We start from the raw sequence: 13694 nt of genomic DNA, 5'->3' as shown, positions 1-13694 counted from the left end.
GTTGTCGGCACCCGTTTCGAACGCGTGGTCGGCATCCGTCGCGGGGGCCTCCGCTAGGCGGATCCTGCCCCTTGCGGCACGACACGGAACGGCAGAATCGCCACTGTTACGTTGTCGTGGCCCCCGCCGTCCAGCGCGTGGCCGACCAGAACCTGGGCGCTGTGCAGCGGGCGCACGGCGGAATCGACCGGCACGGCCCGTGCCATCTCCTCCACCGCTTCCGCGTAGTTCCAGAGCCCGTCCGTGCATACCACCACTACACCCGCACGGTCCGGCTTGAAGGAAGCGGTGTGCGGCTCCAGTTCGTACGCGTCGGCGCCGAGCCAGCCCGTGATGGCGTGCGCGCGCTCGTCGGCATACGCCTCCGCCTCGTTCATCAGGCCCGCGGCCACCATCTGCGCGGCCCACGAGTCGTCCTCGGTGAGCCGGACGGTGGGACCGCTGCGGTCGTCGGGGACCCAGTAGGCGCGGCTGTCGCCGACCCAGCCGACGACCAGGAGGCCACCGGCGATGATCGAGCCGACGAGGGTGCACGCGGGCGCGTTCTGGTGCGGGGAGTGCTCCCTGGCCTGAGTGGGCTCCGCGGCAAGGGCGTTGACGGCGTCGGCCGCCGAGAGGATCGCGTCGTGCATCGCCTGCTGCGGGTGCGTACCGCGCGGCAGGGCGTCCAGGAGCGACTCGTTGGCCGCGCGTGACGCGGCGAGGGATGCCTCGTCGGGGCGGGTCGCGGACGAGACACCGTCGCAGACGATCGCGACGACGGCGGGGGAACCGTCCGGCAGTGCGGCCGACGAGATCGCGAACGCGTCCTCGTTGCGGTGGTGGCGCAGGCCCCGGTCGCTGACCGCGGCGACCGCGTCGAGCTCCTGCTCCATGTGGTCGCGCTCGCGGGGCTGGGCGTGCCCGCAGTTCTCGCAGTAGCCGTCGGGGTCGACGCGGCCCGAGCGGCACGCCACGCAGAGCTTGGTGCCCGCGGGTGGCGTGGGGTCGGAGAGAACCGTCCGGGGATCGGCGGGCTCGGCCTCCGGCGGGGCGCCGGGCGCGGGCAGCGGGTAATCGTCCGGCTCGGCGGGCCGCGTCACGGGGGCGTCCGTCCGTACGTCCCGTGCATCCCCCGCGTTCGGGGAGAGCTCGCCGCCCGACGACTCCGTGACCGGCAGGTCGGTGGGCAGGTGCGCGGGCACCGGCATGTCGGAGCTGTCCACGTCCGGGGCGATGGGCCACTGCGATGACGCGTCGGCTCGCGGCGCGGGCGACGAGCCGTTCATCGCGACGGTGGGGCGGTCGTCCGACCCGGCCGGCTGCGCCGACAGGTCGAACCCGCACGCGCCGCAGAACAGGTCACCCGATTCCAGCGGCTCCTGGCAGCCGGGGCACGTGGAACCCGTCCCGGCAGTCTGCTGGTGAATCTGCGACATCTTCACACCCACGTCCGAGGGCGGAAACGGTTGGCCCGCTCCACCAGTTCGATCCTTTCCTCGCCACCCTGTGCGAGCCGGGCAAGCGTTCGGTACGAGCGCTCCAGGCCGTAGCGGAGGCCGCGCTCGTCCAGATCGCTGCCGAGCAGCACGGTCCGCGAGCCGCCCGCCGGTGCAGCGGGTGCTGTCGGTGGAGCGGATGCGTGACCAGGGTGCCTACCGGAGAGTACCCAGTCCAGCGCGGTACCAAGGACCTCGGTGGAGAGTCGCTCGCGGCGCACCGCGTCGAGGCCGAAGCCCGCGAGGGCCTCCACCTGGCCTGCCGCAGCCGTCAGGTCGTCCAGGACGTCGAGGAAGGGGGCGCCGGGCGACGGCGCGGTGTCCAACGTCATACGGTGCCGCAGCCTGGCCCGCACCGCCGCGACGCGGGCCGCGGTGTAGTGGATCGAGGACTCGGGCACCGACTCCAGGGTGCGCACGGCGCCGCGCCGGTCGTCCGACGCGAGCTGTACGCGGGCCAGCCCGAACGCGGCGCTGACATAGCTGGGGTCGGTGGCCCACACGAGGCGGTAGTACTCGGCCGCGTTGTCCAGCTGCTCCAGGACCTCGGCGCAGACCCCGAGGGCCAGCTTGGGCGCGGGCTCGCCGGGGAACGCGTCGTACACGGCGTCGAAGGACAGGGCCGCGTTCTCGTGGTCACCGATCGCGAGGGAGGCGATGCCGCGGTACCAGACCACCCGCCAGTCGTCCGGATGCCGTATCTCCAGGTCGGCCAGCGCCTGCGCCGCGGGCTTGAGTTCACCCATCGCCAGGCGGGCGCGGAGTCCGCGCAGCTGGAGCTCCACGGAGTCGGTGGCCGCGGCGTCGAGGGCGGTGATCAGCTCGGCGGGTGCGGAGGCCATGAGCCCGGCGAGGAACCCGGCGTTCGGGTCGTTCGGGTCGACGCGCGGCACCGGAAGGGCGAGGGCCGTAGCGGGGGCGTCGAGAGAGCGGACGATCCGGGCGGGCGGAGCGGCCGGAGGCACCGGCGGCGCGATCGCCGGGGTGCCGTTGCCCTCACTCCGGCCATTTCCATTACCCGCCGCCAGTTCCGGGCGCCCCTTCCGCCGCCCCGTCGGCAGCACGCGTACCCCGAAGTGCGAGACGTCCCCGGTCAGCTCAGCGAACAGCTCCGTGTCCGTGACCTTCACCTCGGGCCCGAACAGCGTGGAGAGCGCGGGGCGCGGCCGGCCCGTCTGGAGGGCCACGACCTCCCTCAGGACGCCCGTGAGCTGCTCCGCCATCTCCTGCGCCGAGGCGAACCTGCGGGCCGGGTCGGGGTCGGTGGCGCGTACGAGGAGGCGGTAGAACGACTCGTACTTACGGAAGACCTCGATGTTGTCGGGGTCGGGCAGGGAGTCCACGAAGACGTTCGTGTACCCCTGGAAGTCGAAGGTGAGCACGGCCAGGGTGCGCGCGACCGTATAGAGGTCGGAGGCCACCGAGGGGCCGAGCTCGGCCACTTCGGGGCCTTGGTAGCCGACCGTGCCGTAGATCGCCGACTCGTCGTCGTCCATGCGGCGGACCGCGCCCATGTCGATCAGCTTGAGCTGGTCCTCGGTCTGGATCGCGTTGTCGACCTTGAAGTCGCAGTACAGGAGATTGCGGCTGTGCAGGTGCCCGAGGGCTTCGAGCGCCTCGATACCGAACGCGCAGGCCTGTTCGACCGGCAGCGGGTCGCGCTTGCCCTGCGGCGTACGGCGTTCGTTGGCGATCTCCTTGAGGGACTTGCCGCCGACGTACTCCATGACGATGTAGCCGTCCATGGAGCCCGTGCGCTGGTCGAGGTGCTCGACGAAGTTGTAGATGCGCACGATGTTGCTGTGCTCGATCTCGGCGAGGAAGCGGCGCTCGGAGATCGCGGCGGCCATGGCGTCCTGGTCGCCCGTGTCGAGCAGGCCCTTGAGGACCACCCAGCGGTCGGAGACCGCGCGGTCGACGGCGAGATAGACCCAGCCGAGCCCGCCGTGCGCCAGACAGCCCACGACTTCGTACTGACCGTGCACGATGTCGCCGGCGTCGAGCTTTGGCACGAACGAGTACGGGTGGCCGCACTTGGTGCAGAACCCCTCGGTGCGGCCGGGGCGCTCACCCCGGGCGCGGCCCACCGGAGCCCCGCAGTCGGAGCGCGAGCAGAATCGCTTCCGCTCCGGAACCTCGGGGTTCTCCTGCACCGCCTGGCGAGGATCGGGGCGCGGCACCTCGGGCACGAGGACCAGGCCCACGCCCAGCCTGCTGCGGGCCGACGAACTCGCCGCCGCGCCGGAGCTGCGCACCGACACCGACCGGGACGTCGAGGCGCCGGACAGTGAGCGCGAGAGGCGCCCCGACACCGACCTGCGTGAGGACTGGGAGCGCGCCGAGCGGGACGAGGAGCGCGAACTCGACCGGGAGCTGCTGCCCGAACCCTTTCCGCCGCCGGTGATGCCGGTCGGGGGAGAGGACACCATGCCCGTCGGTGAGACGACCGGGGCCAGGCCGCAGGTGTCGCAGTACAGCTCGCCGCCGCCCACGTCCTCGTAGGACCCTGTGCATCCGGGTCGCTGGCACTTCCGCTGCTCACTCATGCTTCCCCCCTCCGGTCGGTGGGGCCGCCCTGTTGCGGCACCCTCGGTGCAAGGACTTCGGCTGCCGCCTGCTGATAGCGCAGGACGGCCTGTTCGGCGACGCGCAGATCACAGGGCGCGCTCCACAGCATCCGGCGCGCCGCGTCGTACCGCTCGACGAGGAACGGGTCCTCCGCGTGGCCGAGCCGGGCGACCTTCGCCTTGTACGCGTCCAGGCGCCCGCGCAGCTCCGCACGGACCGCCAGGGGCTGCGTGACGGCGCTCAACGACTCGCGGGCCCGCAGGAGTTCGTCCTCGGCCTTCTCTTCGAGCGACTCCAGGAGCGGGGAAAGGCGGTGCCACTGGGCGTGTCTGCGGTAGTCGGACGCCATGGCCAGCTGCTCCTGCAGCGCGGTCGAGGGGCCGCTGACGGCGGGCACTTCGGACGCGGCGATCTTGGCGAGGACCTCGCCGCGCGCGGAACGTGCCTCGGCCAGGGTGCGGTCGGCGCGCGAGAGCACGTCACGCAGCCTGCCGAGCCGCAGCTCCGCGTCCTGCCGGACGGTGAGCACCGCGTCGATCTCGCGGCGCACGTCCTCAAGGGCGCGGGCCTCGCGGTCGTACCGCTCGGTGTGCGGGCGTCCGCCGCCGGGCGCCGAACTGCCCTTCGCGGGCTGCCAGAAGGCCAGCGGATCGGACACCACCTGCTCGCGCAGGAGCGTCAGCTCAGCCGTGATCCGCTCCAGGTCGTCGCCCGCTGGATGCTCACCAGGCCGGACTCCCACGGAGTGCGCGAGCTGGCGGGTGCGGTGCAGCTCGGCGGCCAGGAGGTCTATCCGGGCGGGCAGCGCTGACCAGACCGCGTCGGCGGCGACGACCATGTCGAGCGAGTGCGCGTACAGGTCGTTCATCCGTGAGACGAGCTCGATGAGGGTGAAGCGTTCGGTGAGCTTGGCAGGACCGGTGATCGAGGCCGACGGCGCGGGGGCGGCGCCGCCGGCGACGGTGATGCTCTCACCGCGCAGCAGCTCGGTCAGCTCCATCAGGTCGTCCCTGTTGGGCCATCGTCTGCGCACCCGCACGTCGTGCGCCGTGCGCAGGGCGGCGGCATACGCGTCGAAGTACGCCCAGAGAAGGGTGATCTGCTGCTCGGTGGACTGCCAGCGCTCCTGTGTGGTGCCGGTGAGACCGGCGCCTTCGAGGAGTCGGCGGCCCGCGTGATCCTGAAGGGCGAGGAGTGAGGTCTCGATCGCTTCGTGCTCGGCGTCGAGCCGCGCCAGCGCACGGTCCACCTCGTCCCGGTCCATCACAGGACCGGGGGGTCCCGCGACGCTCATCGATCACCTCTCCGCTCTGCGTTGCTGTTCACGTCCGGCTCAGTCGCTGTACTTCGGCGCGGGCGGACCCGCCGATTTGCCGAGGGCCGGCTTCAGCCAGTGGTCGTACGACTTCTGCCAGCCGCTCTTGCGATAGTCCTCCAGGACTTGGTTGACCCGCCGCACCAGGTCGTCGTCGCCGTTCTCCGGCTTCTTCATCGCCACGCCGTAGTACTCGGTGTTGAGCGGCGCGTCGCCCTTCAGCTCGACCGTCGGGTCCTGCGCGGCCTGGCTCGCGGCGAGCGCGCTGTCGGTCACGACGGCGTCGACTTCACCGAGCTGGAGCCTTACCAGGCAGTCGAGTTGGTTGGGGACCGTAGTACCGATGTCGGCACCCAGGCCCTTCTTCTTGAGCTCCCCCAGCTCGGTGAGTGCTGTGGAACCCTTCGCCGAGCAGACCTTCTTGCCGTCCAGTGTGTCGTTGAACCCGGTGATGTCCGAGGACTTGGGGGCGAGAACCTGCTGGCCGGTCTTGAAGTAGGCGGTGGAGAAGGAGACTTCATCCTCGCGCTTGCAGGTGATCGTCATCGTCCGCACGACCATGTCGACCTGCCCGGTCTGTATCGCCTTGACGCGCTGGTTGGTGGGGATGGCGCGGAAGAGCACGGCGTCGCGGTCGCCGAGGATGTCCTCGGCGATCTTGTGCGCGAGGTCGATGTCGAAGCCTTCGAGCGTCGCCGTCTTCTTGTTCGGGTCGCGATACCCCCAGCGGTAGCTGTTCTGGTCGACGCCGACGATGAGCTTCTTGACCTTGCGGTTGCGGATGGCCTCGATGGTCGGGCCATCCTTGTCGGCGGGCGACAGGCTCGCCTCCGGGGCCTCGCACTCCTCGGCGCGCGCGGGAGCCGCCTCGGCGGAACGCTGGAACGCACGGCTCGCACCGGCGTCCCCGCCCGACCCGGCCGCGTCGCCCGCCTCCGGCAGCACCAGGACGAGGGAGCCCGTGAGCGCGCAGGCCACCGCCATGGCGGCAGCTCCACCCCAGCCGCGCAGCCTCGCCAGTCCTCGCGTACGCATCGTCCGCTCGCCCCCTCTCACCTGTACTCCGACAGCCTGCGCCCGATGCCGAGCACGGCGCCGGCGGCTGCGAGCACCGCGAGCACGGCGGCGCCCTCCGGGAGCCCGGTCATCGCCCCCTTGCCGTCCTTGGCCGCCTGCTCGAACTCGCCCTGCTCGTGCTTCAGCGCGACATCGAGTGCCTCGTCGACATTGTCGAAGCACTCGCCGGTGGGCTTGTCCTTCTTGTCGCCGACGACCTTGGCGAGCGCGCCCTTGTAGTCACCCGCGTCGTCGCTGTCCCGCGCGGTCTTGTGACGGTCCTTCCAGACCGACACGTTGTCCGCGGCGGCCTTGACCGGGTTCCTGCCCGCGGCGTTGTCGGCGATGGCCGCGGCCTTGCCGAGCAGTCCGCTGTCGACGCTGCCGAGCTGCTTCATCTGCGCCTGGTAGTCGACGTCGAACTTGTCCTTGACCTCTTTGTCCGCGCCGACCTCGACGGTCTCCGCGCCGCGGCTGACCAGCGTGAGGTTCTCGTTGCTGCGGGCCTTGAGCGAGCTGATGCGGGCGTCGTTCAGGACGTTCAGGGACTTCACGCCGTGGTCGTACGAGTCGCTCAGCCCCGAGCGCGCGAAGGTGTGTCCGGCGACCAGCCAGAGCAGGACGACCGTGGAGGCGGTGGTCGCGGCGACCAGACCGTGGTTCAACACCCGGTTCGTGCGGAGGTAGTTGCGGCGCTGGGCCCAGAACAGGGCGCCGAGCGCGAGGACTCCGAGCGCGATGGCGAGCCACGGATACGGCTTCGCGTCGTCGTAGTCCGACTTCAGCCGCTCCTTCTCCACGGTGTAGAGCTCCTCGGCGGCCGGGAGCATCTGGGTCTGCATCTTGTCGTTGGCGTACCGCAGATAGGCGCCGCCCAGGGGGAGGCCCTGGCGGTTGCTCGCGCGGGCCCGCTCGATCAGGCCGGTGTACTCCGGGAGGAGCTTGTTCAGCTTGCTCACCGAGGCGGCGGCCGTCGATCCCGCGCCCGCGTTCGACGCGGCGTTGGCCAGCTTCTCGGATGCGCGGTCGATGTCGCGGTTGTACCGGTCGCGCACCGAGGCCGGTTCCTGGCCGCCCGCCAAGAATCCGCTTGAGGCGGCCGTGTTGGCGTCCGCGAGGGAGCGGTAGATGGCCGCCGCGTCGTCGCTCAGCGGCTGGCTTCGGGTCAGGACGCTGTTCGCGGCGTCCGAGCGGTCGGTCATCTGCCAGGTGGTGACCGCGCCGAACGCCACGACGAGCAGCGCGAGGACGGCGCCGATGATCCGCAGCCTGCCCGGCTCGGTCGTCGCCGCCGCGCGCAGCCGGTCGCGGCCTTCTATCCAGGCGGGGCGGCGGGGCGCCGCGCTCTGCACGGTCTCAGCGGGCGCCGCGGAGCCCGGTCCCGCCTGAGGCGGGACCGTGGGCCTCGTCGGCGCGGCCTGTCCCGGCGGCGCGGCACTGCCGTTCGGCGGGTGTGTCACCTCGGCCTCGACCTCCCCCTTGGTCATCGGACGCTCACTTCCGCCCGACGTGCTCGGTGCGGGAAGAAGTGCACGGCCGCAAGTATCGCCGCAGGGACTGACATCCGCACAGGCATTGACTCGATCTTGTGCTGATCATCGTGTCTGTATCACTGTGTCCGGATCCCCCTGTCCAGATCACGCGACCCCTCTGCCCGGATCACGCGAAGATCGCACACCGCCCCTGCCCTTGAATACGCGATTCAGTACGGTTCGGTTCCCTGCCGGGCCTATGAACTCCGCCGCGTCAGACTCCCACGCCACTCTCATGGTGCCCAGTCTCATAGTGCCCCCGCACGCGCGCGTGCACCCCGTTGGGCGCCCCGACCTGGTCGAGGCCGAGCAGCGCCGCGCCGAGCACGGGACGGGCGACGACCACCCGGGGCACCGCCTTGGGGGCCCGGTCGGCGAGCAACGCCCGGATGCGGTCGTCAAGTTGCGGGTGGCGGGCCGCGAGGACGCTGCCGCCGAGCAGGACCGGGGCCTCCTCGCCGAGCAGGCCGAGGCGGTCGAGAGCCACGGTCGACATGGCGACGACCTCGTCGGCCATCCGGTCCACCAGCGAGCGCGCCACCGCGTCGCCCGCCGCCGCCGTGGCGAAGAGCACCGGCGTCAGCTCGTGCCGCCGTACCGGAGCGATGCCACCCAGATGCAGCGCTTCTATCAGCGCGTACATGGAGGGCAGGCCGAAGTGCGCGGGCAGCGTCTCGCGCAGCGCGGTCGCGTCGCCGCGGCCGTCCTCGGCCCGCGCCGCGAACCAGAGCGCCTCCTCGGCGAGGGCGCCGCCCCCGCCCCAGTCGCCGGATATCCGGCCGATGGCGGGGAAGCGGGCGGTGCGCCCGTCGGGCAGCATGCCCACGCAGTTGATGCCCGCGCCGCACACCACGGCGACGCCCCGCGGCTCGGTGTCCTCCAGGAGACCGGCCCGCAGGATGGCGAAGGTGTCGTTGCGTACGTCGACAGAGGGACCCCACGCGCGGCGGCGCAGGGCGTCGGCCAACTCCCGCTCCTCCACCGGCAGATCGGCGTTGGCCAGACAGGCGGACACATGCCCGACGGAGTCGGCGCCCGCCTCGGCCAGGGCCCGCGTCACCGCCTCCTCCAGGATGTCCACCGCGGTCTCGACGCCGACCTGGGGCGGCTGGAACCCGCCGCCGCGTGCCGCGCCGACGACCGAGCCGTCGGCCGCGACCACCGCGACGTCGGTCTTGCTGTTGCCCGCGTCGATCGCGAGCACGCTCGTGCCTACGCCCACGCCAGGTGCTCCCGGTTGTGCGCGATGAGCCGGTCGGTGAGCTGCTCCGCGTACGTGTACTGGCCGACAAGGGGGTGGGCGAGCAGCGCCTTGAAGACACGCTCGCGTCCACCGTGCACCGCGGCCTGGAGGGCCAGGTCCTCGTACCCGGTGACGTTCGCGATGAGTCCGGCGTACAGCGGGTCCAGCTTCGGCACCGCGAGGGGCGTGGCGCCCGAGCCGTCCACCGAGGCCTGTACCTCGATGACGGCGTCGTCCGGCAGGAACGGCAGCGTGCCGTTGTTGACGGTGTTCACCACCTGGAAGGGGCTGCCGCCGTTGCCGAGCAGCGAGGCCGCGAGGTCGACGGCCGCCTCCGAGTAGAAGGCGCCGCCGCGCTTGCCGAGCAGGGCCGGCTTCTCGTCGAGCGTCGGGTCGCCGTACATCTTCAGGAGCTCGCGCTCCATCTCGGCCACTTCGGCGGCCCGCGACGGCTTGGTCTTCAGCTCTTCCACCACGGCGTCGTGCTGGTAGAAGTAGCGCAGGTAGTACGAGGGCACGACGCCGAGCCGGTCGACGATCTCGCGCGGCATGCGCAGATCCGCGGCGACCGCGTCCCCGTGCTCGGCGAGCAGCTTGGGCAGGATGTCGTCGCCGTCAGGCCCCCCGAGACGTACGCCCGTCTCCCACGTCAGGTGGTTGAGCCCCACGTGATCGAGGTGGACGTCGCCCGGGGCGACGTCGAGCAGCTTCGCGAACTTGCGCTGGAAGCCGATCGCCACGTTGCACAGGCCGACGGCCTTGTGGCCCGCCTGGAGCAGCGCCCGCGTGACGATGCCCACCGGGTTGGTGAAGTCGATGATCCAGGCGTCCGGGTTGGTGCGCCGTACGCGCTCGGCGATGTCGAGGACGACGGGCACGGTGCGCAGGGCCTTCGCGAGGCCGCCCGCCCCCGTGGTCTCCTGGCCGACGCAGCCGCACTCCAGGGGCCACGTCTCGTCCTGGTTGCGGGCCGCCTGTCCGCCGACGCGCAGCTGGAGCAGGACCGCGTCGGCGTCCGCGACGCCCGCGTCCACGTCGGACGTGGTGACGATGCGGCCGGGGTGCCCCTGCTTGGCGAAGATGCGCCGGGCGAGGCCGCCCACCAGCTCAAGACGGTCGGCTGCCGGGTCCACGAGGACCAGTTCCTCGATCGGCAGGGAGTCCCTCAACCGTGCGAATCCGTCGATCAGTTCAGGTGTGTAGGTCGACCCTCCGCCGACCACTGCGAGCTTCATATCGGTTCTCAGCCCTTTACTCCGGTGAGGGTGACGCCTTCTACGAAGGCCTTCTGTGCGAAGAAGAAGATGATGATGACGGGCGCCATGACGAGCAGGGTCGCCGCCATGGTCATGTTCCAGTTCACGGCGTGGGCGCTCTTGAACGACTCGAGGCCGTAACTCAGCGTCCAGGCGCCGGGGTTCTGGGCGGCGTAGATCTGCGGCCCGAAGTAGTCGTTCCAGCAGTAGAAGAACTGGAAGAGCGCGATGGCGGTGATGCCGGGCTTGGCCATCGGCACCACGATCTTGATCATGGTACGGAACTCGCTGCAGCCGTCGACCTTCGCGGACTCGATGTACTCCTTGGGGATGGTGAGGAGGAACTGCCTCAGCAGGAAGATCGAGTACGCGTCACCGAACGCCATCGGGATGATCAGCGGCCACAGGGTGCCCGACAGATGGAACTGCTGAGCCCACACCAGGTACATCGGGATCACGATGACCTGCGGCGGCAGCATCATCGTCGAGATGACGAGCAGCATCGCCGTACGGCGCCCGCGGAAGCGGAACTTGGCCAGCGCGTACGCCACGGGGATCGCCGAGCAGACGGTGAAGAGGGTGCCGAGCCCCGCGTACATCAGCGAGTTGCGCCACCAGTCGAGGAAGCCCGGTGTCTCGAACACGGTCTTGTAGTTCGACCAGTGCCAGGAGTCGGGCCACAGGTCGCCGCTCATCGCCTGCGAGTCGCTCATCACCGACGTCAGGAAGACGAAGACGAACGGCAGGATGAAGAGCAGCGCGACGCCTATCGCCACGCTGTGCACGGCGATCCAGTGCAGGATCCGCTTGCGGCGGGCGCGGGCGGCGGCGGGGCCTCTGGTCGGGACGGTGCGTTCGGGCGCCGAAGCGGGCGCGCTGAGAGTCGTGGAAGTCATCGAAGTCCTCAGTCCTCCGCCGCGAGCAGCCCGGAGCGCTTGCGCATCAGGAGCAGCGTGACGGCCATGGCGATGGCGAAGAGCACGAGCGAGAGCACGCACGCGGCACCGGTGTTGAAGTTCTGGAAGCCCATTTGGTAGACGAGCTGGGGGACCGTGAGGGTCGAGTGGTCCGGATAGCCGGGCTGGATCACCGATCCCGGGCCGATGTTGACGCCGGACGCGACTTTCCCCGCGACCAGGGCCTGCGTGTAGTACTGCATGGTCTGTACGACGCCGGTGACCACCGCGAACATCACGATCGGCGTGATCGCGGGCCAGGTCACGTAGCGGAACTTGGCGAACGCTCCGGCGCCGTCGAGGTCCGCGGCCTCGTACTGCTCCTTCGGTACGTCGAGCAGCGACGCCATGAAGATGACCATAAGATCGCCGATGCCCCAAAGGGACAACAGCACCAGCGAGGGCTTGGCGGTGTCCGGGTCGTTGAACCAGTTGGGCCCCGAGATCCCGACCGTGTCGAGGATCTCGTTCACCGGGCCCGTGCCCGGGTTGAGCAGGAAGACGAAGGCGACGGTGGCGGCCACCGGCGGGGCGAGGTACGGGAGATAGAAGGCGGTGCGGAAGAATCCGGCGCCCGTCTTGATCTTCGTGATGAGCAGCCCGAGCGAGAGCCCGAAGACGACGCGCACCGCCACCATGATCACGACCAGCCACAGCGTGTTCCACAGGGCCGGGCCGAACAGGGGCATCTGCTCGAACACGTACTTCCAGTTCCGCAGGCCCACGAAGGTGGGCTCCTTGATCTGGTTGTAGTGCATGAACGAGAAGTAGACGGTGGCGATCAGCGGATACGCGAAGAAGACGCTGAAGCCGACGAGCCAGGGGGAGAGGAAGCCGAGCGTACGCAGTCTGCGGCGCGCGGGGTTGGAGAGGGAGATTGCCATGGCGGGGTCCTCAGCTCTTCGACTGGAGGGTGTCGGCGTCGATCTGCTCGTCGAGCTTCTTCAGGCGCTCGCGCAGGTCGGGGACGCGCCCGGCCTCGACGCCGTACGCGAAGTCCTGGAGCGAGACGACGTAGGCGCCGCCGTTCACGGAGGCCGGCAGGGCCTTGCTGTGCTTGTTCTCCAGGATGTCGAAGAAGGTCCGGAAGGTCGGATCGGCGTCCAGGTCGGGCGACTTGAGCGCCGCGAACGTGGAGGGCACGTTGTGGATGGCGTTCGCGAAGTTCACGACCTGCTTGGTGTCGGCGGTCAGGAACCGCACCAGCTCCCACGCGGCGTTCTGGTGCTTGCTGCTGTGTGCGATCCCCGCGACGGTGCCGGTGATGAAACCGCGCCCGTACGTGTCGGCCTGGTCGTCGGGGACGGGCAGCGGCGCCACACCCCAGTTGAACTTCGCCTTCGCCTCGTCCAGCATCAGGCCGCGCCACTCACCGTCGAGGTGCATGGCGACCTTGCCGGTCAGGAAGGCGTTCTGGTTGGACATCTCGTCGCCGAAGGTCAGCCGGAACCGCTCCAGGTCATTGAATCCGCCCTGTGCCGCAGCGAGTTGGCCTGCGGTCTTGAAGAACTTGTACGTCTTCGGGTCGTCGGCGAGGGTCGCGTCGCCCTTGGCGTCGAAGTACTGGGGGCCCCACTGGGCGAAGAGGCGGTCAGGACTGTTCTGGTAGAAGCGGAAGTTGGGCATGTACCCGACCCGCTTGTACGAGTTCTTGCCGCTGCGCACGGTCAGCTTCTTGGAGACCTTCTCGAACTCGGACATCGTGCGCGGCGGACGCTTGATGCCCGCCTCCTTGTAGGCGTCCTTGTTGTAGTACATCCCGAAGGCGTCCGCGAGCAGCGGCAGGGCGCACTGGCTGCCCCGGTAACTCGTGTAGTCGAGCAGCGTCTTGGGGAAGGTCTTGCGCTTGTCGAGGCCGGTCTTCTTCATGAACGGATCGAGGTCCGCCCACATCCCGGAGTCGCAGTACTGGCCCACGTTGTTGGTGGTGAAGGAGGAAACGACGTCAGGGGCCTTGTCGCCGCCCGCCCGCAGGGCCTGGTTCACGGTCTCGTCGGAGACGTTCCCGGTGGCCTGCACCTTGATGTTCGGGTGCAGCTTCTCGAAGCGGTCGATGCTGTCGTTGACGGCCTTGACCTCGCCGGGCGTCGACCAGCCGTGCCAGAACTTCAGGGTGACCGGCTCGGTCGGGTCGTCGTTCGCACTGCCGACGCTCGGATTGGCGCAGCCGGAGAGCAAGAGACCGGCTGCGGCGAGCGCCGCGGACGCGCAGGTGGGCATGCGCCATCGCGGCATGGCGGACTTCCTTTACGGGGGAGGGAGTTGACGAGCAGGGAGTGGTACGGCGAGG

At 70.0% G+C, this 13694-nt stretch carries 10 protein-coding genes; all 10 read right to left on the bottom strand.

The annotated features are described in order from the left end of the window. Positions 1-53: 53 nt before the first annotated feature. The gene (locus ACFQ7F_RS08435) at positions 54-1418 is read right to left on the bottom strand and encodes a protein phosphatase 2C domain-containing protein (protein ID WP_383268032.1); all 1365 of its coding nucleotides are present in this window, start codon (positions 1416-1418) and stop codon (positions 54-56) included. A gap of 2 nt (positions 1419-1420) precedes the next feature. Beyond that, the gene (locus tag ACFQ7F_RS08430; protein ID WP_383268029.1) at positions 1421-4024 is read right to left on the bottom strand and encodes a tetratricopeptide repeat protein; all 2604 of its coding nucleotides are present in this window, start codon (positions 4022-4024) and stop codon (positions 1421-1423) included. After that, positions 4021-5340: a hypothetical protein gene (locus ACFQ7F_RS08425; protein ID WP_383268027.1), complete on the bottom strand. Its 1320-nt coding sequence runs from the start codon at positions 5338-5340 to the stop codon at positions 4021-4023. The genes ACFQ7F_RS08430 and ACFQ7F_RS08425 overlap by 4 nt, the downstream gene beginning before the upstream one ends. A 39-nt stretch (positions 5341-5379) precedes the next feature. Further along, positions 5380-6396, bottom strand: coding sequence for a glutamate ABC transporter substrate-binding protein (locus tag ACFQ7F_RS08420; protein WP_383268024.1), 1017 nt, complete (start codon positions 6394-6396; stop codon positions 5380-5382). A gap of 17 nt (positions 6397-6413) precedes the next feature. Next, a complete protein-coding gene (locus ACFQ7F_RS08415) occupies positions 6414-7877 on the bottom strand; it encodes a hypothetical protein (protein WP_383268180.1) in 1464 nt (487 codons plus the stop codon). 286 nt (positions 7878-8163) lie between these two features. Continuing rightward, entirely contained in the window at positions 8164-9171 is a 1008-nt protein-coding gene (locus ACFQ7F_RS08410; protein ID WP_383268021.1) for an N-acetylglucosamine kinase, read from the bottom strand. After that, positions 9162-10427, bottom strand: coding sequence for a 6-phospho-beta-glucosidase (locus ACFQ7F_RS08405; protein ID WP_383268018.1), 1266 nt, complete (start codon positions 10425-10427; stop codon positions 9162-9164). The genes ACFQ7F_RS08410 and ACFQ7F_RS08405 overlap by 10 nt, the downstream gene beginning before the upstream one ends. 8 nt (positions 10428-10435) lie before the next feature. Beyond that, complete coding sequence (locus ACFQ7F_RS08400; protein WP_383268015.1) at positions 10436-11344, bottom strand: carbohydrate ABC transporter permease; 909 nt, start codon at positions 11342-11344, stop codon at positions 10436-10438. A gap of 8 nt (positions 11345-11352) precedes the next feature. Then, positions 11353-12288, bottom strand: coding sequence for a carbohydrate ABC transporter permease (locus ACFQ7F_RS08395; RefSeq protein WP_383268012.1), 936 nt, complete (start codon positions 12286-12288; stop codon positions 11353-11355). Between the two features lie 10 nt (positions 12289-12298). Continuing rightward, positions 12299-13639 carry an ABC transporter substrate-binding protein gene (locus ACFQ7F_RS08390; protein ID WP_383268009.1) on the bottom strand — a complete coding sequence of 447 codons (1341 nt, stop codon included), beginning with the start codon at positions 13637-13639 and terminating at the stop codon, positions 12299-12301. Positions 13640-13694: the final 55 nt, after the last annotated feature.

It is taken from the genome of Streptomyces sp. NPDC056486 (assembly GCF_042795295.1).
GTDB lineage: Bacteria > Actinomycetota > Actinomycetes > Streptomycetales > Streptomycetaceae > Streptomyces.
This window is presented reverse-complemented; position numbering and strand designations above follow the sequence as displayed.